29 protein-coding genes are annotated in these 22,008 nt (G+C 70.2%); 13 read left to right on the top strand and 16 right to left on the bottom strand.

The annotated features are described in order from the left end of the window. Positions 1-12: 12 nt before the first annotated feature. A complete protein-coding gene (locus AX721_RS22880) occupies positions 13-1,404 on the bottom strand; it encodes a hypothetical protein (RefSeq protein ID WP_068878281.1) in 1,392 nt (463 codons plus the stop codon). Positions 1,405-1,540: 136 nt separating this feature from the next. Here AX721_RS22880 and AX721_RS22875 point away from each other — a divergent pair, with 136 nt between their 5' ends. Together AX721_RS22875 and AX721_RS22870 are read left to right on the top strand one after the other, a co-directional pair. Next, entirely contained in the window at positions 1,541-2,392 is an 852-nt protein-coding gene (locus AX721_RS22875; RefSeq protein ID WP_068878280.1) for a glutamate racemase, read from the top strand. A 21-nt stretch (positions 2,393-2,413) separates the two neighbouring features. After that, positions 2,414-2,941 carry an SRPBCC family protein gene (locus tag AX721_RS22870; protein ID WP_156467341.1) on the top strand — a complete coding sequence of 176 codons (528 nt, stop codon included), beginning with the start codon at positions 2,414-2,416 and terminating at the stop codon, positions 2,939-2,941. On the opposite strand, the gene AX721_RS22865 is transcribed toward AX721_RS22870, so the two are convergent. Then, positions 2,917-3,642, bottom strand: coding sequence for a pyridoxamine 5'-phosphate oxidase family protein (locus AX721_RS22865; protein WP_068878278.1), 726 nt, complete (start codon positions 3,640-3,642; stop codon positions 2,917-2,919). The two genes, AX721_RS22870 and AX721_RS22865, sit on opposite strands and share 25 nt — an antisense overlap. Beyond that, entirely contained in the window at positions 3,639-3,845 is a 207-nt protein-coding gene (locus tag AX721_RS22860) for a hypothetical protein (RefSeq protein WP_068878277.1), read from the bottom strand. Before AX721_RS22860 ends, AX721_RS22865 begins: the two co-directional genes overlap by 4 nt. 92 nt (positions 3,846-3,937) lie before the next feature. On the opposite strand from AX721_RS22860, the gene AX721_RS22855 reads away from it, so the two are divergent. Next, positions 3,938-5,383, top strand: a complete 1,446-nt coding sequence (locus tag AX721_RS22855) for a PLP-dependent aminotransferase family protein (protein WP_068878276.1) — start codon at positions 3,938-3,940, stop codon at positions 5,381-5,383. 9 nt (positions 5,384-5,392) lie between these two features. Here AX721_RS22855 and AX721_RS22850 read toward each other — a convergent pair whose 3' ends face one another. Together AX721_RS22850 and AX721_RS22845 are read right to left on the bottom strand one after the other, a co-directional pair. Further along, positions 5,393-5,929, bottom strand: coding sequence for a carboxymuconolactone decarboxylase family protein (locus tag AX721_RS22850; RefSeq protein ID WP_068878275.1), 537 nt, complete (start codon positions 5,927-5,929; stop codon positions 5,393-5,395). Between the two features lie 122 nt (positions 5,930-6,051). Further along, positions 6,052-6,609 (bottom strand): peroxiredoxin, encoded by a 558-nt coding sequence (locus AX721_RS22845; RefSeq protein WP_068878274.1) that lies wholly within the window; start codon positions 6,607-6,609, stop codon positions 6,052-6,054. A 179-nt stretch (positions 6,610-6,788) separates the two neighbouring features. On the opposite strand from AX721_RS22845, the gene AX721_RS22840 reads away from it, so the two are divergent. After that, the gene (locus AX721_RS22840) at positions 6,789-7,685 is read left to right on the top strand and encodes a hydrogen peroxide-inducible genes activator (RefSeq protein WP_068878273.1); all 897 of its coding nucleotides are present in this window, start codon (positions 6,789-6,791) and stop codon (positions 7,683-7,685) included. A gap of 11 nt (positions 7,686-7,696) precedes the next feature. On the opposite strand, the gene AX721_RS22835 is transcribed toward AX721_RS22840, so the two are convergent. Both AX721_RS22835 and AX721_RS22830 read right to left on the bottom strand, forming a co-directional pair. Further along, complete coding sequence (locus tag AX721_RS22835) at positions 7,697-8,131, bottom strand: ester cyclase (RefSeq protein ID WP_068878272.1); 435 nt, start codon at positions 8,129-8,131, stop codon at positions 7,697-7,699. 31 nt (positions 8,132-8,162) lie between these two features. Then, positions 8,163-8,735, bottom strand: a complete 573-nt coding sequence (locus AX721_RS22830; protein WP_197422683.1) for a VOC family protein — start codon at positions 8,733-8,735, stop codon at positions 8,163-8,165. Positions 8,736-8,835: 100 nt separating this feature from the next. On the opposite strand from AX721_RS22830, the gene AX721_RS22825 reads away from it, so the two are divergent. From AX721_RS22825 to AX721_RS22805, 5 genes are all read left to right on the top strand, one after another. Beyond that, a complete protein-coding gene (locus AX721_RS22825) occupies positions 8,836-9,399 on the top strand; it encodes a PadR family transcriptional regulator (RefSeq protein WP_082765311.1) in 564 nt (187 codons plus the stop codon). A gap of 70 nt (positions 9,400-9,469) precedes the next feature. Then, positions 9,470-10,291, top strand: a complete 822-nt coding sequence (gene dapF, locus AX721_RS22820) for a diaminopimelate epimerase (protein WP_068878270.1) — start codon at positions 9,470-9,472, stop codon at positions 10,289-10,291. Further along, entirely contained in the window at positions 10,288-11,190 is a 903-nt protein-coding gene (gene lepB, locus AX721_RS22815; protein WP_068878269.1) for a signal peptidase I, read from the top strand. Before dapF ends, lepB begins: the two co-directional genes overlap by 4 nt. Continuing rightward, complete coding sequence (mtaB, locus tag AX721_RS22810) at positions 11,171-12,451, top strand: tRNA (N(6)-L-threonylcarbamoyladenosine(37)-C(2))-methylthiotransferase MtaB (protein WP_369796611.1); 1,281 nt, start codon at positions 11,171-11,173, stop codon at positions 12,449-12,451. The genes lepB and mtaB overlap by 20 nt, the downstream gene beginning before the upstream one ends. After that, positions 12,448-12,894, top strand: a complete 447-nt coding sequence (locus tag AX721_RS22805; RefSeq protein WP_068878266.1) for a GFA family protein — start codon at positions 12,448-12,450, stop codon at positions 12,892-12,894. The genes mtaB and AX721_RS22805 overlap by 4 nt, the downstream gene beginning before the upstream one ends. On the opposite strand, the gene AX721_RS22800 is transcribed toward AX721_RS22805, so the two are convergent. Continuing rightward, positions 12,891-13,517 carry a trimeric intracellular cation channel family protein gene (locus tag AX721_RS22800; protein ID WP_068878265.1) on the bottom strand — a complete coding sequence of 209 codons (627 nt, stop codon included), beginning with the start codon at positions 13,515-13,517 and terminating at the stop codon, positions 12,891-12,893. The genes AX721_RS22805 and AX721_RS22800 overlap by 4 nt on opposite strands. 57 nt (positions 13,518-13,574) lie before the next feature. Between AX721_RS22800 and ftsY the strand changes: the two genes are divergently transcribed. Beyond that, positions 13,575-14,519, top strand: coding sequence for a signal recognition particle-docking protein FtsY (gene ftsY, locus AX721_RS22795; RefSeq protein ID WP_068878263.1), 945 nt, complete (start codon positions 13,575-13,577; stop codon positions 14,517-14,519). Further along, positions 14,516-15,097: an inner membrane-spanning protein YciB gene (locus AX721_RS22790; protein WP_068878261.1), complete on the top strand. Its 582-nt coding sequence runs from the start codon at positions 14,516-14,518 to the stop codon at positions 15,095-15,097. Before ftsY ends, AX721_RS22790 begins: the two co-directional genes overlap by 4 nt. Here the strand turns inward: AX721_RS22790 and AX721_RS22785 are convergent, their stop codons facing one another. From AX721_RS22785 to AX721_RS22765, 6 genes are all read right to left on the bottom strand, one after another. Then, positions 15,098-15,286, bottom strand: coding sequence for a hypothetical protein (locus AX721_RS22785; protein WP_068878259.1), 189 nt, complete (start codon positions 15,284-15,286; stop codon positions 15,098-15,100). It lies immediately after the preceding gene. 111 nt (positions 15,287-15,397) lie between these two features. After that, positions 15,398-15,664 carry a hypothetical protein gene (locus tag AX721_RS22780; RefSeq protein WP_068878258.1) on the bottom strand — a complete coding sequence of 89 codons (267 nt, stop codon included), beginning with the start codon at positions 15,662-15,664 and terminating at the stop codon, positions 15,398-15,400. Between the two features lie 74 nt (positions 15,665-15,738). Next, positions 15,739-16,257, bottom strand: coding sequence for a DsbE family thiol:disulfide interchange protein (locus tag AX721_RS22775; RefSeq protein ID WP_068878257.1), 519 nt, complete (start codon positions 16,255-16,257; stop codon positions 15,739-15,741). A 63-nt stretch (positions 16,258-16,320) separates the two neighbouring features. Next, complete coding sequence (gene ccmD / locus AX721_RS27035) at positions 16,321-16,458, bottom strand: heme exporter protein CcmD (RefSeq protein ID WP_082765310.1); 138 nt, start codon at positions 16,456-16,458, stop codon at positions 16,321-16,323. Then, positions 16,458-17,186: a heme ABC transporter permease CcmC gene (gene ccmC / locus AX721_RS22770; RefSeq protein WP_068878256.1), complete on the bottom strand. Its 729-nt coding sequence runs from the start codon at positions 17,184-17,186 to the stop codon at positions 16,458-16,460. Before ccmC ends, ccmD begins: the two co-directional genes overlap by 1 nt. A gap of 41 nt (positions 17,187-17,227) precedes the next feature. After that, positions 17,228-17,833, bottom strand: coding sequence for a Spy/CpxP family protein refolding chaperone (locus tag AX721_RS22765; protein ID WP_068879086.1), 606 nt, complete (start codon positions 17,831-17,833; stop codon positions 17,228-17,230). A 152-nt stretch (positions 17,834-17,985) separates the two neighbouring features. Between AX721_RS22765 and AX721_RS22760 the strand changes: the two genes are divergently transcribed. Further along, entirely contained in the window at positions 17,986-18,426 is a 441-nt protein-coding gene (locus tag AX721_RS22760; RefSeq protein WP_068878254.1) for a nuclear transport factor 2 family protein, read from the top strand. Here AX721_RS22760 and ccmB read toward each other — a convergent pair. Next, a complete protein-coding gene (gene ccmB / locus AX721_RS22755; RefSeq protein WP_068878253.1) occupies positions 18,423-19,088 on the bottom strand; it encodes a heme exporter protein CcmB in 666 nt (221 codons plus the stop codon). The two genes, AX721_RS22760 and ccmB, sit on opposite strands and share 4 nt — an antisense overlap. Next, positions 19,085-19,687, bottom strand: a complete 603-nt coding sequence (ccmA, locus tag AX721_RS22750) for a heme ABC exporter ATP-binding protein CcmA (RefSeq protein ID WP_068878252.1) — start codon at positions 19,685-19,687, stop codon at positions 19,085-19,087. The genes ccmB and ccmA overlap by 4 nt, the downstream gene beginning before the upstream one ends. A 198-nt stretch (positions 19,688-19,885) precedes the next feature. Between ccmA and acnA the strand changes: the two genes are divergently transcribed. Beyond that, the coding region (gene acnA / locus AX721_RS22745; RefSeq protein ID WP_068878251.1) for an aconitate hydratase AcnA at positions 19,886-22,008 on the top strand (2,123 nt) is incomplete at its 3' end.

Below are 22,008 nucleotides of genomic sequence, written 5' to 3'. Positions count from 1 at the left end.
GGGCGAACGGGTTCAACGGCGGCTCGGACCGCCCCTGACGCCGTCGTAGCGCGCCGCGGCCTGCGCCACATTGCCCGCTTCTCCCCTGAGCGGCCCCTGCAGGAAGGCGTCCAGCATGTCCGCCGCCACTTGCTGGGTCGCGGCGGCGCCCCGCTCGCCGCCCATGACCTGGGCCACCGCCCAGCGCCCAGGCAGGCTGAAGAAATAGTCCGCGTCGGTGAAGCTGAAATGGTTCGCGCCGCCGATGGCGTAGCGCCAGCCGCCGGCCGGGACCCGCGACAGGACGGCCTCGGTGGCCGCGACGTAGCGGGCGCGAAAGCCTGTTCCGTCATGATCGCTTTCGAGCAGCAGCAGGGGCCCCTTCAGGGCCTCCCCCCGGACCGGGCCGTAGAGCATGCCGTCAATGTCGGCGACCGCCCTGATCCGGGGATCCTCGCTCGCGGCCAGGACGGCGGTGGCGCCGCCGAACGAATGGCCGATGGCGGCCACGCGGTCGGTGTCCAGCCGTCCGGCGAGCTGCGGGCCGATCGCCCCCGGGCGGGCCAACTGGTCGAGCACGAAGCGCAGGTCGGCGGCGCGGATCGGGATCTGGCGCTCCATGTAGGCGATGCGTTCGGTGTCCCCACGGCCGTAGTACTGGGCCGGCCCCACCGCGCGGCCGTCGGCGAGCTGGGTGACCGCGGCCTCGTAGGGATGGTCGACCGTCAGGACCACGTAGCCCCGGCTGGCCAGGTCAGCGGCGAGGCCCGTGTAGAAGGCGCGCGGCGCCCCGTAGCCCGGCGAGAAGATCACCACCGGCCATGTCCGGCGGGCGTTGGAGACAGACGCGCGCGGCGTGGCGTGGGTGTCGGCCTCCCCGAACCGGCGGAACACGAACGTGGGAAAGGCCATAATGGGACCGGGCAGCCGGCCCAGGCCGTCCAAATACGGAGTCTGGCCGCGCGGCGACCGGGCGGCGCGGTCTGGGGTCGCGGGGTACCAGGCCTGGACCACGACGTTCCGGCGGTCGGCCGGGTCCGGCGTCGCCGTCTCCTCGCGGCTGGCGTCCACCCACCGGAAGACCTGCTCGCCGACGGGGTGCGGGCCCCGTGGCTGCGGCAGGACGGGGGCCGGCAGCAGCGCCCACGGCGCGAGGGCGGCCAGGATCAGGACCGCCAGCCCCACGGCGCCCGCCCAACGCGCCGCGGCTCCGGCGCGGTGGACAGGCAGGGCGGTGGCGGCAAGCAACAGGTAGCCGGTGACGAACTGCCAGGTGAAGCCGTTCAGGGCGTACTGCGCCCCGGCCAGCAGGACCAGGCCGACGCAGACGACGGCCCGCGCCTGCCGGCCCCGTCCCGGCGCGGCCAGCCGCCAGGCCCCCGCGGCGATCAGGCCCGCAAGCAGGATGGCGTCGATCGGCGGCATGGACGTTCGCTCCGGGCCCAATGGGTCCGCCACACTCCGGGCCGACCGTGCAGTTCTGAGCCGGAAGGTGTCATGGTCCGGCGCCGCTCGTCACGCCGTCGGTGACACCCTCGCCGACGCCCGCTAACACCGGATCATGAGCATCGGCGTGTTCGATTCCGGGGTCGGCGGCCTGACCGTCCATCACCGGCTGGTGGAGCGGTTCCCCGAGGCGGACTTCATCTACCTGGCCGACCAGGCCAATGCGCCCTACGGCGGACGGCCCGGCGAGGAGATCGTCGAGCTGACCAAGGCCGGCTGCGTCCGCCTGTTCGAGGAAGGCTGCGACCTGGTGGTCCTGGCCTGCAACACCGCCGCCAGCGTGGCGCTGCGCCGCCTGCAGCAGACGTGGCTGCCTGGCTATCGCCGCGATCTCTGCCGGCCGGTCAACGTCCTGGGCATCGTGGTGCCGACCATCGAGGCGGCCACCGGCCTGCCGTGGGAGCACGAGGCCCAATGGCGCGAGGAGAAGGCCGAGAAGCTGGAGATCCTCGGCGTCTTCTCCACGCCGGCCACCACGAGGAGCCGGGTGTACGAGATCGAGATCGACAAACGCCGGCAGGACGTCGCGGTCTTCTCCGAGCCCTGCCCCGAGCTGGCGCGGATGATCGAGGCCAATGCGCCCCGGGACGAACTCGCCGCCACCATCCAGGGCCATGTGAAGGCGCTGGCCACCCGGATTGGCCGCAATCCCGACCGGGCGATCCTGGGCTGCACGCACTATGAGATCGTGGCCGACCTGTTCCAGGCCGCCCTGCCGCCCGGAACGCCACTGATCCGCCAGCCGGACGCCACGGCCGACGCCCTCGAGCGCTACTTCGCCCGCCATCCCGAGTTCCGGCCGGGCGCGGACGCCGTTCGTCGCTTCCTGACCACCGGTGAGCCCGGCGCCCAGAACAGCCTGGTTGAGACATTCTGGGGAGGGCCGCTAAGCTTCGAGCCGGCCTGAGGCAGGCCTGGGGGCGAAACGATGCGATCGATGGTTCTGGCGGCGCTGGCCGCCCTGGCGTTCACCGGCGCGGCGCGCGCCGAGGTGGTCGAGACCGGACCCCAGGGGTTCCGCCTGAAGAGCGTGGTGCAGATCGAGGCCCCGCCGGCGCGCGTCTACCAGGCCATCGGCGAGATCGGGCGCTGGTGGGATGGCGAGCACAGCTATTCCGGCAAGGCGGAGAACATCACCCTGCCGCTGCAGGCCAACGCCTGCTGGTGCGAGACCATCCCCGGCGGCGGCAGCGTCCGGCACGGCGTGGTCGTGCTGGCCTGGCCGGAGCAGGGGATGATCCGGGCGGACGCGGCCTTAGGCCCGCTGCAGGACGAGGGCGTCAACGGCGCCCTCTTTTTCCGGATGAAGCCAAAGGACGGCGGGACGGAGCTGACGATCACCTACAACGTGGGCGGCGCGCGCGACTTCATCCTCAAGGCGGCGCCCCAGGTCGACGGCGTCCTGGCCGGCGGCTGGGCGCGGCTAAAGCGTTACGTCGAGACCGGCAAGCCATAGGCCTGGGCCGCGGCCGTGAGCGCCGAGTCCAGGCGGATCCCCTCGGCGTACGGCGCAAGGTCCGTGGTCGGCGGACCGCCGCTGCCCATGCCGGGCTCGGGCAACGGCGCGCCGATCCGCGTTTCCACCGGAAACACGCCGCACCAGGCCGCCCACGCGTCGTCGGCAGGCAGGTCGGTGACGCCGGTGTCCTTGATCTTCGCCGAGGCCTCCTCGATCTCCATCTCCACGAGGGCGATACGGCGTAGCTCGTCGTCCGTCGTGGGGCGCAGCTTCAGCGGCCGGCCCGCGTAGAGGCGGTCGATGAAGGCGTCCATCGCCGCCCGGACCTCCGCGAGGTCGCTGATCAGCCGGGCCCGGCCGAAGGCCATCACCGACCGGTAGTTCAGCGAGTGGGTGATACCCGAGCGGCCAACCACGAAGCCGTCCAGGAAGCTGACGGTCACGCAGACCGGCGTCCCTTCGGACACGGTCGCCAGCATCCGGCTCGCTGCGGCGCCGTGCCAGTAGAGCTTGCGGCCTTCGCGCCAATAGGCGGTCGGGGTCACGAACGGCTGGCCGTCTATGACGTAGCCCACGTGCGCCATGATCCCGGCGTCGAGCACGCCATAGACCGCGGCCTCGTCGTAGTGGCCGCGCTGGGGCCGCCGGCGAACCTGCGAGCGCGGCGTGGGCGTGAAGGATCCGTCGGGCGGGCTCATGGCGCGGGCTCCGTGGGTGGGGGGGCCACGGGAACCCGCGCCACCACCGGGAGCGGCTCGGGGAGAAGCGCCGCCACGGGCATCGGCGTGAGAAGGTGAGGCAGAGCCACGGCCACGAGGCCCACGCCCAAGGCATAGGCCAAGGTGGTGACGGCCAGGCGGCGTAACGCGTCGAGGGTCGGATTGTCGTGGCTCATCGGCATGGCCGCCTCCTTTCGGATTGGCGGGCTAAGCTGTATGTGGTCTGCTGAATAGGTCCACTTCCAACGATCTGGACAGACCACTCGGAGGCGCGATGAGCTGGGCCGACGTCTATCCCTGGGCCGCGCCGGAGGCGGGGCGCCCGGTGATCCGGCAGGTCTACGACCAGGTGCGGGGCGCCATTCACGCCGGAGCGCTCCGGCCTGGGGGACGGTTGCCGTCCAGCCGCGACCTGGCTTCGCGGCTGGGGGTCGCCCGGGCGTCGGTGGTGGCGGCCTACGACCAGCTCCTGGCCGAGGGCTACGCAGAGGGGCGGACCGGCTCGGGCACCTACGTCTCGCAGGATCTCTCGGGCGTGCTGGACCTGAAGCCGTCGCCGCAGGCTGCGGCCGCGCCGGTCCTGCCCGCGCGCATTCCGGACGTGGCGGGGTTTCCCGCGCCGCGCTCCACCGAGCCGCTGACCTTCTCGAATGGTCGGACCCTGATGGACGCCCGCGCGCTGGACGCCTGGGCGGCGTCGACCCGACGGGCGCTGCGAACCCTGGGCCCGGATCACTTCGGTTATTCCGAGCCGGCCGGCGATCCGCGGCTGCGCGCGGCGGTGGCGGACTATCTGCGCGCCGCCCGCGGCGTGGTGTGCGAGCCGGAGCAGGTGATCGTCACCTCCGGCGCGCAGCACGCGGTCGACCTGGCCTCGCGCCTGCTGCTGAAGCCAGGCGACAAGGTCTGGCTCGAGGATCCTGGCTATCCGCAGACCTGGCACGCCCTCACCTCCGGCGGCGCCCAGGGCGTGCCCGTGCCGGTGGACCGTTCGGGGATGGTCGTCCAGGCGGGGATCGCGGCGGCGGCGGACGCGCGCGCGGCCTTCGTGACGCCCTCGCACCAGTTCCCGCTAGGCGTGGCCATGTCGATGGGGCGGCGGCTGGAACTGATCGCCTGGGCGCGGGCCGCGGGCGCCTGGATCGTGGAGGACGACTATGCCTCGGAGTTCCGCTACGCCGGCGCGCCCCTGGCGTCGCTGCAGGGCCTCGATGGCGGCGAGCGGGTGATCTATGTGGGCACGCTGAACAAGTCGCTCTTCCCAGGCCTGCGGCTGGGCTACCTGGTGGCGCCCCGGGCGCTGGTGGAGCCGCTGTCGGCGCTGCGCCGTCTGGCCGATCGTCAGCCCCCCAGCCTGACCCAGGCGGTCACGCTGGACTTCATGGAGAGCGGCCAGTTCGCCGCCCACATCCGCCGCCGACGGCTGGCCTACAAGGCCCAGCGGGATGCGCTGGCCGAGGCGCTCGCCAGGCGGATGGGAGACATCCTCGAGCCGGACGTGCCGGACCAGGGCATGCACCTGATCGCCTACCTGAAGGACGGTCGCTCGGACCTGGACGCGGAGGCCCAGGCGGCGGCCCGGGGGGTGCTGACCCGGGCCATCAGTCCGCTGCACCACGCCGCGCCCCCGCGCCACGGCCTGCTCCTCGGCTTCACCGGCTTCCCGGCCAGGGCGATGGACGCCGGCGTGGCGCGGCTGGCGGCGGCGCTGGGCGCCTGACGTCCTGGCTCAGGCCGCCAGGGCGGTCTCGGCGGCGATCACGCGGCTCGCGGCGTTGACCACGGCCGCGATGCGGAGCGCGGCCTGGATGCTCTGGGTCGGCACGCCGTGCTTCTTCAGCTCGGCCTCGTGCGAGTCCAGGCACATGCCGCAGCCGTTCACGGCGGAGACGGCGGTGGACCACAGTTCGAAGTCGGCCTTGTCGACGCCCGGATTCGCCAGGACGTTCATGCGCAGGCGCGCCGGCAGGGTCTTGTACTCGCCGTTCGAGAGCAGGTGCAGCGAACGGTAGTAGACGTTGTTCATGCCCATGATGGCGGCCGCGGCCTTGGCGGCGCTCTTGGCTTCGGGCGAAAGGCCGGCCGCGTCGGCGGCGGCCTCGATGGCCCGGACGACGGCGGGGACGCCGAGGGCGTGGGCGGAGGCGACGAAGGCGCCCCACTTCTGCTGGTCGGTCAGCACGGTCTCGGAGGCCAGGCTGCCGAGGTTCAGGCTGATGTCCTTGGCATAGGCGGGCAGGCCGTCGCGCAGGGCGTCGAGGGACATGGTGGTCTCCGGAAATGTCTGGGATGCGCGCGTCGGCGCGCGGGGCAGAAAAATCCGGGGGCGCTCTGGGGGGAGAGGGGCGAGCGCCCCCGGACAAGCACTAAAGGCTGCGCGGTGTGTGCTTACGCGGCCTTCAGGGTCTCGCCGCCAACCGAACGGTTGCACGGGCAGAGTTCGTCAGTCTGCAGCGCGTCGAGGACCCGGAGCGTGTCCTGCGGGTTGCGGCCCACGTTCAGGTTGGTGACGTAGACGTGCTGCACGACGTTGTCGGGGTCGACGATGTAGGTGGCGCGCAGGGCGACGCCCTCTTCCTCGTTCAGGACGCCCAGGTCGCGGGCGAACTTTCCGGAGTTGTCGGCGAAGTTCCAGATCGGCAGTTCATTCAGATCCGGATGTTCGCGGCGCCAGCCGAGCTTGGAGTGCTCGTTGTCGGTCGAGCCGCCCAGGACGACCGCGTCACGGTCGGCGAACTCGCGGTTCAGGCGGGCGAACTCGGCGATCTCGGTCGGGCAGACGAAGGTGAAATCCTTCGGGTAGAAGAAGATGACCTTCCACTTGCCCGGGAAGCTTTCCTTGGTGAGGGTCTCGAACGCGCTCTCGCCGTTCTCTTCGTGGCGCATGAACTTGGGCTTCACACCCACGATCTTGAAATCGGGCAGCGTCTGGCCAACACCCAGCATACAACTCTCCTTAAAATGCAGCGGCGGCCACAAGGGGAGGAGGGCCGCCGTGGCGTGGAGATAGGGGGCGTCGGCCAACAATTCCAATCGATAGTTTTTGGATATGAAATAGGTTGCGTCTATATAGAGCTCCCCGCCGATGCGCGTGAATGATCGCGCGGCCGGGACGAGGTTCACCCATGCTCCCCACGATCCGCCAGCTCCAGTACCTCAAGCTGCTCGCCGAGCACGGCGCGTTCGGCAAGGCGGCCGAAGCGGCGCACGTCACCCAGCCCACCCTCTCCGCGGGCATCCAGGAGCTCGAGCGGACGCTGGGCGCGCCGGTGGTGGACCGGGCCCGTACGGGCGTGATTCTGACGCCCGTCGGCGAAGAAGCCCTGCGGCGCGCCACCGTGATCCTCAACGAGGCCGAGGAGCTGGTCGAAGCCGCGAAAAACGCCGGCCAGCCGCTGACCGGCCGGTTCCGGCTGGGGGTCATCCCCACGATCGCCCCGTTCCTGCTGCCGGGCGCCCTGCCGCTGCTGCGCCAGAAATTCCCCAAGCTGCGCCTCTTCCTGCGTGAGGACCTGACCCAGCGGCTGATCGTCGAGCTCAAGGCCGGCCGGCTGGACGCGGCGCTGATCGCCCTGCCGTTCGACATGGCTGGCCTTGAGTGGGCGCACGTCGCCGACGATGAGCTGCTGGCGGCCCTGCCGGCCGACCACCCTCTGGCCAAGCTGAAGACCGCGTCTCCGGAGGCGCTGGAGCAGGAGAACATGATCCTGCTGGAGGATGGTCACTGCCTGCGCGAACATGCGCTGTCGGCCTGCAAGCTGAATCCGCCACGCGTCGGCCTTGGGGAGGAGCCGTTCGCCGCCACCTCGCTGCCCACGCTGGTGCAGATGGTGGGCTCGGGTCTGGGCGTCACCTTCCTGCCTCAGATGGCCGTGAGCGCGGGGCTCGCGGACGCGGCTCACGTGGCCGTCCGCCCCATCGAGGCCGAACATCCCGCCCGGGAGATCGTCGTCGCCTGGCGCGCAGGCTCGAACCGCCGCGGGGAAGGCAAGCTCCTGGCCGAGGTGCTGAAGGAGGTCTGAGGCGCGCCTGGCTAGGCCAGGTCCAGCGCGCGCAGCACCGCGCCCTGATCGAAGTAGGGCCGCTCGCAGATGATCTTGTCGCCGCCGGGCGGGAACTCGAAGGTCGCGGCCATCCGCACCCGGAACGCCTTGCCGGTCGGCTCGGCCACGCGTCCCTGGCCGAGGTTCAGCGGCCCCAGGTGGGTGCCGGTCAGGAAGAACTCCACCAGCACCGTGTCGCCGCCATGGGCGATGGCGACGATCTCGTTGGCCTGGTCGGGGAAGGGCGTTCGCGAGGCGGCGAAATAGCCGCGGACCTGCGCCTCGCCGTCGAACACCTGGCCCGCGCCGTACATCTCGTAGCGGGGATGTTCGAAGGTGGCGATCACGGCGTCCCAGTCGCAGACGCATTCCAGGGCCATGTGGTCGCGCACCGTCTTCAGGCGGCGTTCGGCTAGGTCGGTCACAGGGTGGTTCCTTTTGGGGGCGGGTCGGAGGTCAGGAGATCGCGCGGATCGGATCGGCGCCGTCCCAGTCCTGGGCGGCCTTGCGAATGTGTTCGAAAAAGCGGCCCTTGTTCCCGCTGATGTCCGAGATCTCGATCATCGCGCCGGGATGCGGGGCGGTCGTGTCGAAATAGGCGAAGCGGCCCTGCTCGCCGCCGATCTGGCCCTCGTGCCCGACCTCGTAGCCCTTAGCGATCGCCCGGTCGTAGAGCCCCTGGTAGTCGTGGGTCCAGTAGGCCAGGTGCTGCAGCCCCTCGTGGCCGGCGTCGAGGAATTCCCGATAGAGCGACGGGGCGTCGTTGGTCTGCTGGATCAGCTCGATCTGCAGGTCGCCGGAGTTGGCCAGCGCCACGCTCATCGTCATGGGCGAGTCCGCGCCCCGGTGGCGGAACCAGTCCGTCTTCACGCGCTCGATGAAGAACCACGGGCCGACGCCCACCACATGGATCCAATGGTCCATCGCCGCGCGGATGTCGCGCACGACGTAGCCGTTCTGGCGAATGGGTCCGAACAACCGGCTCATGCCGCAAAGCTTGCCCACCGCGACGCGCACGTCCAGACGCATTGCTGCCGATACATTTCGACCGTATCGAAAAGCGCTTGCGGTCCGATGCGGTTTCGATGTATCTAAACTTTAGACATATCGAAATAGGATCGAAAATCGAATGCACAGACACTTTCACAATCATAGCGACCGCGGTTTCCATCGCAGCCGGTACGGCTGGGGCGGACGTCACGGCGGCGAAGGCCGTGAACATCGGCGGGGCGGCCGGATGGGCCGCTTCTTCGAGCATGGCGACCTGAGGTTCGTGATGCTCGCCCTGCTGGAGGAACAGCCCCGGCACGGCTACGAGCTGATCAAGGAGCTGGAAGAGCGGACCGGCGGCGCCTATCGCCCGTCGCCCGGCGTGGTCTATCCGACCCTGGCCCTGCTGGAAGACGAAGGGCTGATCCGGCAGACGGAAGCGGAGGGCGGCCGCAAACGCTTCGAGATCACTGACGACGGCAAGGCCGAACTGGACCGCAACCGCCCGTCGGTGGACCAGGTCTTCGGCCGGATGGACGAGGCGGCGCAGCACGCCGCCCCAGGCCGCCACCGTGTTGGCCGGGCGATGATGAACCTGGGCATGGCGCTCAAGGCGCGCATGTCGCGGCCGGTGAGCCCCGAGGATCTGGATCGGATCGTCGCCATGATCGACGACACCGCCTCGGCCGTGGAGAGGACCTGAGCGCCCACGGGCCGGGACTCTCCTCGCCCAGGATGCGACGGCCGCCGCTTTTCCCTATATAGCCGCGGCCATGAGCCGTCCGTTTCTCAAGATGAACGGGCTCGGCAACGACTTCGTCGTGGTCGAGACCCGCAGCGCCCCCTTCGCCCCCACCGCGGACGAGGTGCGGGCGATCGCCGACCGCAAGTCGGGCGTCGGCTGCGACCAGCTCATCGTGGTGGAGAAGGCGGACGACGCCGACGCCCGGGTCCGGTTCTGGAACGCGGACGGCGAAGAGGTCTCGGCCTGCGGCAACGGCACGCGCTGCGTCGGCTGGCTGCTGATGCAGGCGTCCGGCAAGGATGAGGCGGTCATCCAGACCAAGGCGGGACGCCTGGTCGCCACCCGCGCCGGCGAGCGCCTCGTCAGTGTCGACATGGGCGAGCCGGGTCTCGACTGGACCCAGATCCCGCTGGCCGAAGCCCGCGACACCGCCGCCCTGGACGTGGTCCTCTACCACCATGCCGACCTGATGGCGCCGCCCGGCTGCGTCTCCATGGGCAACCCGCACGTGGTGTTCTTCGTCCCCGACGTGGAAGCCGTGCCGATCGCCCGCATCGGACCGGAAATCGAAAAGCACCCGCTGTTTCCCGAGCACGTGAACGTCGGCTTCGCCCAGGTTCTGGACCGGGACCGCATCCGCCTGCGGGTCTGGGAGCGGGGCGCCGGCCTGACCAAGGCCTGCGGCACGGGCGCCTGCGCCGCCCTGGTGGCCGCCTCGCGCCGCGATCTGGTCGGCCGTCACGCCACCATGGTCCTCGACGGCGGCGAGCTGCACGTCGAATGGCGCGAGGACGGCCACGTGGTCATGACGGGGCCGGCGGCGGTCGACTTCATGGGCGAGCTGCCTTGACCGAGACCTACGCCCCGCGGCCGCGCCGCTGGTGGATCGCCCTCTTGCTGAACGCCGTCTTCCCCCCCGTGGGCTACGCCTACGCCGGGGCCTGGAGGATGGTGGCCGCCACCGTCGTCGGCCTGATGGCGGGCGCGGTCGCGCTGAACGAATGGACGCTGGCCTCGCCGCCGGGCGTATACCGCTTCGGGCTGCAGGGCCTGATCGTCGGCGCGGCCGTCGTAGCCGCGCTGCTCGGCCTCCACGCCGCGTGGCTGGCTTACCGGGCGCCGCCGAAGGGTGGCCGGCCCAGCAAGCTCATCCTGCTCTATGTGGCGCCTTGGCTCGTGCTGGTGATCGCCAACATGCTCTATGGCTCATACGGACCCCATCCGACCTACAGCATGGCTTCCGCCTCCATGGAGCCGACGCTGAAGGCGGGCGACGTCGTCATGGTCGACGGCGCGCGGGCGGAATGCGGCCGCGCCGACGTGAAGGTCGGCGACGTGGTCGTCTTCCGCCGGCCGGGCACGGCCGCGCCCTACATGCACCGGGTCGTCGCCGGCCCAGGCCAGACGGTTGAGATGCGTGGGGGCCTGCTGGTGATCGACGGCAAGCCGGTGGCCCGCCGTGCAATGGGCTCGGTCGCCCTGCCGAACACGCCGCTGCGCGTCACCGAATTCGAGGAGACGCTGCCGAACGGGGCGCGCCATCGCATCTACGATCTGGGCCCCAACGGCGACCTGGATCAGATGGCCGCGACGACCGTGCCCGCCGGTTCGTGGTATCTGATGGGCGACAACCGCGACAACGCCGCGGATTCCCGCGTGGATGGACCGGCCCCGGGCCGGGACATCTGCGCGATCGCGCTGAAGACCGTTTATGCGAAGGACCAGAGCCGTGTCGGCCGCCGACCCTGACGCCAAGACGGACGTCGACATCGTCACGTTCGGCTGCCGGCTGAACGCCTACGAGAGCGAGGTCATCCGCAAGCGGGCGGCGGAGGACGGCCTTTCCGACGCCATCGTGTTCAACACCTGCGCGGTGACGAACGAGGCCGTGCGCCAGGCCCGGCAGGCGATCCGCAAGGCCCGGCGCGAACGACCGGGCGCGAAGCTGATCGTCACGGGATGCGCTGCCCAGATAGACCCCGCCGCCTTCGCGGCCATGACCGAGGTAGACCTGGTCCTAGGCAATGCCGAGAAGAGCCAGGCCGGCGCCTATGCGCCCCAGCCGCAGGGCGCCGAGCCGATGCGGGTCCGCGTCAACGATATCATGAGCGTCCGCGAGACCGCCGGGCACCTGATCGACGGGCTGAAGGACCGGGCGCGGGCCTATGTGGAGGTCCAGAACGGCTGCGACCACCGCTGCACCTTCTGCATCATCCCCTATGGCCGCGGGAATTCGCGCTCGGCCGCGGCGGGCGAGGTGGTGGAACAGGTTCGCCGCCTGGCCGCCGAGGGCTATCGCGAGGTCGTGCTGACGGGCGTGGACGTCACCAGCTGGGGCGCGGACCTGCCGGGCCAGCCGACCCTTGGCCAGCTCGTGGCCAGGATCCTGAAGCTGGTCCCCGACCTGCCGCGCCTGCGCCTGTCGTCGATCGACGCGGCCGAGATCGATCCCGACCTGATGCGCTGCCTGGCGGAGGAGCCGCGGCTGATGCCGTACCTGCACCTGTCGCTGCAGGCCGGCGACGACATGATCCTGAAGCGGATGAAGCGCCGCCACAGCCGCGCGGATGCGTTGAAGCTGGTCCGCGAGGTGCGCGCCGTGCGGCCCGACGTGGCCTTCGGCGCCGACCTGATCGCGGGTTTCCCGACCGAGAGCGACGAGATGTTCGAGAACTCCATTCGCCTGGTGCAGGAGGCCGAGCTCGCCTTCCTGCACGTCTTCCCGTTCAGCCCGCGCCCGGGCACGCCGGCCGCGCGGATGCCGCCCGTGAAGCGCGACGTGGTCAAAGCCCGGGCCGCACGGCTGCGGGCCGCCGGCGAGGCTGGCCTGATCCGGCACCTGGAGCGGCAGGCCGGCCGGACCCTGTCGGCCCTGGTCGAGCGGTCCGGCATCGCGCGGGCCGAGGACTTCACCGAGATCGCGTTCGAGGGCGAGGCTCCTGTCGGCGGCGTGGCGGCGATGCGCGTCACGGGCCATGACGGGCGCCGGCTGACGGCGGTGGCGGCATGAGCCGGTCCGGCGGTTGCCAATGCGGCGCGGTCCGCTTCCGCGTCGAGGGCGACCTCGGCCGCGCCAGCATCTGCCACTGCCGCATGTGCCAGAAGGCGTTCGGGTCGTTCTTCGGCCCCTATGTCTCGATGAAGCCCGAGCAGGTGACCTGGACCCGCGGCGAGCGGAAACTGTTCGCCAGCTCCAACCTGGTCAGCCGGGGCTTCTGCGGCGACTGCGGCACGCAGCTGACGTTCGAGGGGGCGGGCTTTTTCGACATCGCGATCGGCGCCTTCGACGATCCGACGGATATCCGGCCGACCATCCAGATCGGCCTGGAGGCCAAGCTGCCGTGGGTCGATGAGCTGGGTTCGCTCCGCACCCAATCTCCGGAAGCGCACGCCAAGACGCGCGCCTACCAGGCGCAGGTGGTCTCCCACCAGCACCCCGACCACGACACCTAGTTGGGCGGCGCCCGTCCCGGAAACCCGGGCATCTGCCAGCCGAACAGGATCGCGCCGGACCGCACGGCGAAGGCCGCCAGGAACCCCATCGTCCCGCTGACCGCCAGCGGCAGGTCGAGGGCGTGCAGCCCGACGAAGACGCCGGCGCCGATCAGGGCCGGGGTCACGTAGAGTTCCCGGCGCAGCAGGATCGAGGGCTCGTGCGCCAGCACGTCCCGCAGCACCCCGCCGAAGGTGGCGGTCAGGACGCCCATGATGACCGCGGAGACCGGCGGCACGCCCAGCGACGTCGCCTTCAGCGCGCCCACCACGGCGTAGGCGGCCATGCCCAGGGCGTCCAGCCAGAGCAGCAGCCGCTCGCGGCCCTGCCCCCAGCCCAGGACCCAGATGGCGAGCGCCGCGATCAGGCACGCGACGATGTACTCCGGGCGGCCCACCCAGAAGACCGGCGCATCGATGAGGAGGTCGCGCAGGGTGCCGCCCCCGACCCCCGTCACCGCGGCGAAGAAGCCGAAGGTGATGATGTCGTGCTTGCGCCGGGCCGCGGCCAGCGCGCCCGTGGCGCCGAACACCGCCACGGCGGCGTAGTCCAGCACGACGAGGGTGACGGCCAGCGGGTCCATGGCCCTTGATGCGGTGGCGCGTGACGGCGCGCAAGGAGGTCGCTAGAAGCAGCCTCCATGGCAGACCCCAAACGCGGCTGGTTCGCGCGCCTTACCGAAGGCCTGACCAAGTCCTCCAAACAGATGGGCGAGCAGATCGCCCAGGTCTTCGTGGCCAAGGAGCCGCTCACCCAGGCCAAGCTGGATGAGCTGGAGGAGATGCTCATCGAGGCCGACCTTGGCCCGCATTCCGCCGCCCGCATCGCCGAACGCTTCGCCGCCGAGAAGTTCGGCAAGGACGTGGACGAGACCGAGATCCGCGAGGCGCTGTCGGTCGCCATCGGCGAGGAGCTGTCCGGCCGGCAGGGCGCGTTCGAGCCGCTGTCTGGGCCGCGGCCCTACGTGGTGCTGTTCATCGGCGTGAACGGGTCGGGAAAGACCACGACGCTGGGCAAGGTCGCCACCGACCTCACCCGCCAGGGCGCGAAGGTCCTGGTGGTGGCCGGGGACACCTTCCGCGCCGCCGCCGTCGAGCAGCTGAAGATCTGGGCGGAGCGGGCGGGCGCCGACTTCATGGGCCGTCCCACGGGATCGGATGCCGCCGGCCTTGCGTTCGACGCGGTGCAGAAGGCGCGCACCGAAGGCTACGACGTGGTTCTGATCGACACCGCGGGCCGACTGCAGAACAAGCAGGGCCTCATGGACGAGCTGCTGAAGATCATCCGCGTGGTGAAGAAGGTCGACCCCGACTATCCGCACGAGACGCTGCTGGTCCTCGACGCCACGGTCGGCCGCAACGCCCTGGCGCAGGAGAACATCTTCGGCAACCAGATCGGCGTCTCGGGCATCGTCATGACCAAGCTGGACGGCACGGCGCGGGGCGGCGTGCTGGTGCCGGTCGCCCAGGCGTCGGACAGCCCCATCAAGCTGATCGGCGTGGGCGAGGGCGTCGACGACCTGCAGCCCTTCGACGCCCGCGCCTTCGCCCGCTCGCTCGTGGGCCTCGAGGAACCTATCCGATGAGTGCTGAGAACCGGCGGCACTGGGTCCGCTACTTCGTGGACTACGCCGCCCTCGCCGCCTTCCTGGCCGCCTTCCTGGTCACCCGCGACATCCAGAAGGCTACGTGGGGTCTGGTGGTCGGCTCGATCGTGGCCATCGCCGTGGGGTTCGCCGTCGAGCGGCGTATCGCGCCCCTGCCGTTGTTCGTGGGGGGCGCGGGCCTGGTGTTCGGCGGCGCCTCGCTGTTCTTCCACGACCCGCGGATCCTGAAGGTCAAGCCGACAATCGTGAACACGGCCATCGGCCTGTTGCTGCTGGGCGGGCTGGTGCTGAAGAAGCATCCTTTGAAGCTGGTGCTGGGCGAGGCGTTCGCGATGCCCGACGCCACCTGGCGGCGGTTGACGCTGAACTATGCGGGATTCTTCCTGGGCCTGGCGGCGCTGAACGAGTTCGTGTGGCGAACCCAGACGGACGAGACCTGGGTCTACTTCCGCTTCCCCGGTATGATGATCCTGACGGTGGTCTTCTCCATCGCCCACGCACCGTTGCTGATGAAGTACGTCAAGGCCGAGGAGCTGCCTCCGCCGCCCACCGAATAGCTATTTCGGGAAGGTGATGTTGCTGGGGCGCAGGTGTGGCGTCTGCAGGCGGTTGTAGTCCGTGTCCGGCAGGCTGCCCACGATCATGCCGAGGATGTCCGCGCCGCCCGCCTCGCGGGGCGGCGGCTCGCCGTAGAGCTGTCGCCACAGGGCGGCAGCCTCTTCGTAGATGCGATCTTCCCGTCCCATGGGCCTGTTCAGCTGCTGGTTGCACGCAAAGAACCCGCGGGGGACGTACGTCGTTCCGTGATAAATTACAGTTAATTTCGAGGCTTAGGCGTGGAACTCGATTTTCTCCGCCTAGACCCGGATATCCAGCAGCGAGCCCGGTCGGAGGATCTTTTGGGCCGGATCGGTCGGGGCGGCGCTCGGCTCGACGCGGGCCGCGGTCGCGGAGGGGGTCGCCGCCGTCGCGGCGGCGGTCGCCGGGGGCGCGGAGGGCGCCGAGCTCCGCTGAGCCTGGCCCAGGGCGTCGAAGAACGCCCGCTGGGCCGCCAGCTTGCCGCTGTCCTGGGATTGGGGACGCGCCTGGGTCTGCGGGTAGAGGTTCGGACGGATCGTGGTCACGCGCGGCTCGGTCTGCGGGGCGGTATGGTTAACGGACGTTGCGCCCAAACTGCCGCTTCCGCCTCAACGCAGGGTTAACGGGCCAGTTTCGCCAGCTTCGCGGCCTCGGCGTCGGTGAGCGGGCCGGTGTGCTTGGCCAGGACCTTGCCGTCGCGGCCGATGACATAGGTCTCGGGCACTCCGGTGACGCCGAACTCGACGCCCGCGCGACCGTCGCGGTCGACGAGGGCGGTGGTGAAGGGATCGCCCAGCCGGGTCAGGAACGCCTGGGTGTTCGGGGGCGCGTCCTTGTAGGCGATGCCCACCACGCGAACTCCGGCGCCTTTCAGGCCCATAAGGACAGGGTGTTCGATCTCGCAGGGCGCGCACCAGGACGCGAAGAAGTTCACCACCATCGGCCCCTCCGCGGCGGCGTCGCGGATGCGAACGGGCTGGCCGTCTGCAAGGCTTGGCAAGGTCACGTCGGGCGCCGTCCGGCCCACAAGGGCCTGGGGCTGGTACTTCGCGTCGCCCCGCTGCAGGGCGTAGAAATAGAACAGCCCGCCCAGGGCCACGAGGGCGACGATCGGCAGGAAGGCGAGCCAGCGGCTCATCCTATTTCGCTTCCTTGGGAAGCTTCGAAGGACCGGGTCCTGCGTAGCCTTGCCGAAGCAGGATCATTTGCGGGTCAGGTCCTCGTAGCGCTTGCGCCAGCGGCGGGCGTGGTTGAGCGAGAACCCGATCATGCCGGCGAAGACGAGCCCCGTGATCACGAAGGCCGGGACGATGAACTCGGCGTACTTGAAGTCGAACATCAGCCCCTCGCGGCCCGCAGCGCCGCCGCCTCGGCGCGCCGGCGCCAAACCTCGCCCCGGATGCGCAGCAGCCACAACGACCCGAAGGCCGACATGTAGGCCAGGGCCATGAGGAGCAGGGGGATCCAGAACACCGGCGGCATGGCCGGACCGCCCTCGCGGAACAGGGACGAGCCCTGGTGGATCGAATTCCACCACTCCACGCTGAAGTGGATGATCGGTAGGTTGATCGAGCCCACCAGCGCCAGGATGGCCGCGGCGCGGGCCGCCTTCTGCTCGTCGTCCATCGAGGCCCTGAGCGCCATGTAGGCGATATAGAGCAGGAACATCACCAGGACCGACGTCAGCCGTCCGTCCCACTCCCACCAAGTGCCCCACATGGGCCGGCCCCAGAGTGAGCCCGTGACCAGGGCCAAGAAGGTGAAAGCCGCGCCCAGCGGTGCGGCGGCCTGGGCGGCGCAATCGGCCAGGGTGTGGCGGAAGATCAGCGCCAGGAAGCTGGCCACGCCCAGGCAGACATAGGCGAACATGCTGATCTGGGCGGCCGGCACATGGATGAACATGATCCGGACCGTCTGGCCCTGCTGATAATCTTCCGGCGCCGTGAAGCCCAGGTAGAGGCCGACGGCGCCCAGGGCCAGGGCGATGACCCCGAACATCGGGGTCGCCCACCGCGAGAACGCCATGAAGCGATCCGGATTCGACAGGAAGGCGGGCGCCCAGCTCATGCGACCGGCATAGAGTCAGCGCGCCCGCCCTGCAAGTCAGGCTACAGCCTGGGTGGTCGCGGCGGCTCCGGCGGCGCCGGCGGGGGCGGCATGTCGTGGGCGGCCGCGATCCGGTGGGGGATGACCATGGGTCCCATGCTGGGGCCCACCATCATCAGCATCGGCATGGCGTCGAACGCGGCCTTCTGCTTCGCGTCGAGTTGGCCGTAGAAGGCCTTGATGGCCGCGATCCGTCGGTTGGCCTCCGCCTGCTGCTCCGCCATCCGGGCCTGCATGTCGTCCAGGCGCTCCAGCGTCGTGCGCCGGGCGTCGCGGTCGAACTTGACCATGTGGTCGTGGCGGCCGCGGTCGTCTTGCGTCGCCTCCAGGAAGGCCTTCAGCGCCGGAGCCTGGTCGGGGCGCAGCTGCAGGATGTCGGACAGGTGGTCCATCCGGCCCGTGTGTCCCGCGCCGTGATGACGATCGCCCTGCCGATAGATGTGCACGTGGCGCCGCTCGGTCTGTTGCGGCCTCGCGCCCGGCCGGGCCGTGGCGGCGGTGTCCTCGGCCGCCTCCCGACGGGCGGTCTGCTCGCTCTGGGCCAGGGCGGACCCGGCGATGAAGGTAAGGGCGACCCCGGCCAGCAGCCGGATCATGGGTTTCGACATCGTCGTCTCGTCTCCCGCAGGTGGTTCCCTTCGAAGGGCCAAGCTCAGGCGGAGGATGCGGCTGAAAAGCGGCGGGCGGTATTAAGCTTTCTTCATGTGCTTCCGTGGCTTGGACGCGGCATACGGCCGAGCTTGAGACGAGGAGACCCGACATGATCGCCGCCCTGTTCGCCGCCGCCGTGGCGACGGCCGCGCCGCAGCCGCAAGCCGCCGCGCCAATGGACCCGGCCGCCGTGAAGGCCATCGAGGCCGTGGCCTACGACTATGTCGACGGTCAGCTGGAGGGCGACGCGGCCCGGGTGGCGCGTTCGCTGCACCCGGACCTGGCCAAGCGCGCCGTCACCACGAACCCCGACGAGATCCTGGCCCTGCGCCGGATGACGAAGGAGGAACTGGTCGACCTGACGAAACAGGGCGTGCTGAAGACCCCGAAAGAGCAGTGGAGCCGGTCGGTGCGCGTGCTGGACATCGCCGGCAACGCCGCCGTGGCCCGAGTCGAAACCCCCTGGTTCGTCGACTACTTTCACCTCGGCCGCTTCGGCGAGCGCTGGGTGATCGTCAACGCCCTCTGGTATCCGAAGCCGCGGAACTAGCTCAGCGCGTTCCGGCAGGCTGCCGCCATCGCCAGCGGCCCGAACGCGACGGCCGCAGCCGCGTAGGCGCCCAGGAACGCCATGCCGCCCGTCCAGGGCAGGCCGGCCGCGAAATTCGCCAGGGCGCCGCCCCCGAAGATCACCGGCGGCACGAACAGGGGCAGCACGATCACCGCCGTCAGCAGGCCGCCGCGCCGGGCGCCCAGGCTGAGCGCCGCGCCGATCCCCCCGATGAACGCAAACGCGATCCCGCCCAGCAGGGCGCAGGCGAAGACCAGCGGCGCGAGGGCCGGGCTGGCGCCGAGGGCGATGGCGGCCACCGGGGCGCCGAGGGCCAGCGGCGCGCCCGTCGCCAGCCACTGGCCGGCGCACTTCACCAGGCAGGTCAGCTCCAGCGGGACGGGCGACAGCAGCAACAGGTCCAGGGCGCCGTCCTCATAGTCGCGCTCGAACATGCGCTCGAGCGACAGGAGCGAGGCGAGGGCCAAGGCCACCCAGGCCGCGCCCGTGGCGATGGCCGCGAGCCGGTCGTGCTGCGGCCCGATCGCCAGCGGCAGGAAGGTCGCGACCCCGGCATAGAACCCCAGCGCCACCAGCGGCCCGCCGCCACGGCCCCAGGCCAGGGTGGTCTCCCGCGCGATGAGAGCGGCCAGGCGGCTCACGCCGCGAGCTCGAGGTTGCGGGTGGCGATCGGAAGCGGATCGTGGACGGCCGCCAGGATGAGGCCCCCACCGTCCAGGTGCCGCTGCATCAGGGCTCCGAAGCCCTCGCGCCAGCGGGCGTCCAAAGGGCTCAGCGGCTCGTCCAGCAGCCAGAGCGGACGCGGCGCGGCCAGCATGCGGGCGAGGGCCAGCCGCCGCCGCTGGCCGGCCGAGAGACGTCGGACCTCCAGGTCGAGCAAGGCGGTGAGTTCGAGCGCGTCGGCGGCCTCGCGCACGGCGGCCTCGCCGCCGCCGCACCACCGGGTCCAGAACGACAGCTCCTCGCGGGCTGTCCGCGACGCCTTCAGTCCGTCGGCGTGGCCCACCAGGTGCAGGCCCGAGCCCCGCGCGTCCGCTGGATCCAAGGCCCCGAACGCCACGTCGCCCGCCTCCAGCCGCACCAGGCCCGCCACTGCCCGCAGGAGGCTGGTCTTGCCCGAGCCGTTCGGGCCGGTCAGCGCGCAGGCCTCGCCGGCCGCCAGTTCCAGGGCAACCCCCTCGAACAGCAGCCGGCCGCCGCGCCGGACGGCAGCGTCCCGGATCGATAGCTGCGTGATCAAGCGGTCATCCAAGCTTTTGGGAAGGTTCTTAGGCGCGCGCATGGACGCCGCGATAGGTCGGGTCTATGAAGCGGCGGCCGCCGACGCTTGGGGGGAACCAACGCCGCGCGGGGACGAACGCTGTGTGTCCGTCTCTGATAGAGCGCGCGATCCCCTTTGGGTGTCCGGCCGGCAGCGAGCAGAAAGGATCTCCCTAATATGGCGTCCGTGGACACCCTCAAGACCCGCCGTCAGCTGACGGTCGGCGACAAGACCTACGCTTACTACAGTCTCCCGGCCGCGGAGGAAGCGGGACTTTCGGGCGTTTCGCGCCTGCCCATCTCGATGAAGGTGCTTCTCGAGAACCTCCTGCGGAACGAGGACGGCGTCTCCGTCGGCCCCGACGACCTGAAGGCGATCGCGGCCTGGATCGACAACAGGGGCGCCGTCGAGCACGAGATCAGCTTCCGCCCGGCGCGGGTGCTGATGCAGGACTTCACCGGCGTGCCGGCGGTGGTCGATCTGGCCGCCATGCGCGACGCCATGACCGCCCTGGGGGCCAACCCCGAGAAGATCAACCCGCTGAACCCCGTCGACCTGGTCATCGACCACTCGGTGATGGTGGACTACTTCGGCACCGCCAAGGCATTCGGCGAGAACGTCGACCGCGAGTACCAGCGCAACATCGAGCGCTACAACTTCCTCCGCTGGGGCTCCTCGGCGTTCAACAACTTCCGCGTCGTGCCGCCCGGGACCGGCATCTGCCACCAGGTCAACCTCGAGTACCTGGCCCAGACCGTCTGGACGAACGCCGACGAGGGCCCGGAAGTCGCCTATCCCGACACCGTGGTCGGCACCGACAGCCACACCACCATGATCAACGGCCTGGCCGTTCTGGGCTGGGGCGTGGGCGGCATCGAGGCCGAGGCGGCCATGCTGGGCCAGCCGATCCCGATGCTGATCCCCGAGGTGATCGGCTTCAGGCTGGACGGCGCCCTGCCGGAAGGCGCGACCGCCACCGACCTGGTGCTGACCGTCACCCAGATGCTCCGCAAGAAGGGCGTGGTCGGCAAGTTCGTGGAGTTCTACGGCCCCGGCCTGGCCTCTATGACCCTGGAAGACCAGGCGACCATCGCCAACATGGCCCCGGAATACGGCGCCACCTGCGGCTTCTTCCCGGTCACCCAGGCCACCATCGACTACCTGGCCGCCACCAATCGCGCGCCTGAGCGCGTGGCGCTGGTCGAGGCCTACGCCAAGGCCCAGGGCATGTGGCGCGAGCCGACCGATCCGGATCCGGTGTTCTCGGACACCCTGGAACTGGACATGTCGACGGTCATGCCGTCCCTGGCGGGTCCCAAGCGTCCGCAGGACCGCGTGCTGCTGTCCGACGCCGCGCCCGAGTTCAAGTCGGCCCTGACCGGCGAGACCTTCGGCAAACCCGACAGCCTGGCCGAGCGCTTCAAGGTCGAAGGCGAGAACTTTGACATCGGCAACGGCGATGTGGTGATCGCGGCCATCACGTCGTGCACCAACACGTCCAACCCTTCCGTGCTGATCGCCGCCGGCCTCGTGGCCAAGAAGGCGGTCGAGAAGGGCCTGCGGGTGAAGCCCTGGGTGAAGACCTCGCTGGCCCCCGGATCTCAGGTGGTCACCGACTATCTGAAGGCCGCCAAGCTGGACAAGAGCCTGGACGCCCTGGGCTTCAACCTGGTGGGCTATGGCTGCACCACCTGCATCGGCAACTCCGGCCCGCTGCCTGAGGCGATCTCGGAATCAATCCAGAAGAACGACGTGGTCGCCTGCTCGGTGCTCTCGGGCAATCGGAACTTCGAGGGCCGCGTGAACCCCGACGTGCGGGCCAACTACCTGGCCTCGCCGCCGCTGGTGGTGGCCTATGCGCTGGCCGGCTCGATGCAGATCGACCTGGTCAACGAGCCCCTCGGCGAGGGCAAGGACGGTAAGCCCGTCTACCTGAAGGACATCTGGCCGACCTCGGCCGAGGTCACGGCGCTGCAGCGCAAGCACGTGACCAACAAGATGTTCGCCACCCGCTACGCCGACGTCTTCAAGGGCGACAAGAACTGGCAGGGCATCAAGGTCAAGGGCGGCCAGACCTACGACTGGGACATGGGCTCGACCTATGTCCAGAACCCGCCCTACTTCCGCGACATGCAGATGGAGCCGTCGGCGGTCACCGACATCGTCGAGGCCCGGGTGTTGGCCGTGTTCGGCGACTCGATCACCACCGACCACATCTCGCCGGCCGGTTCGATCAAGACGACCTCGCCCGCGGGCCAGTACCTGATCGAGCGGCAGGTCCCGCCGTCGGAGTTCAACGG

The organism is Phenylobacterium sp. CCH9-H3 (assembly GCF_001557235.1).
Taxonomy (GTDB): domain Bacteria; phylum Pseudomonadota; class Alphaproteobacteria; order Caulobacterales; family Caulobacteraceae; genus Phenylobacterium.
The sequence above is the reverse complement of the archived record's forward strand: the minus strand, read 5'-3'. Positions and strand labels throughout refer to the sequence as shown.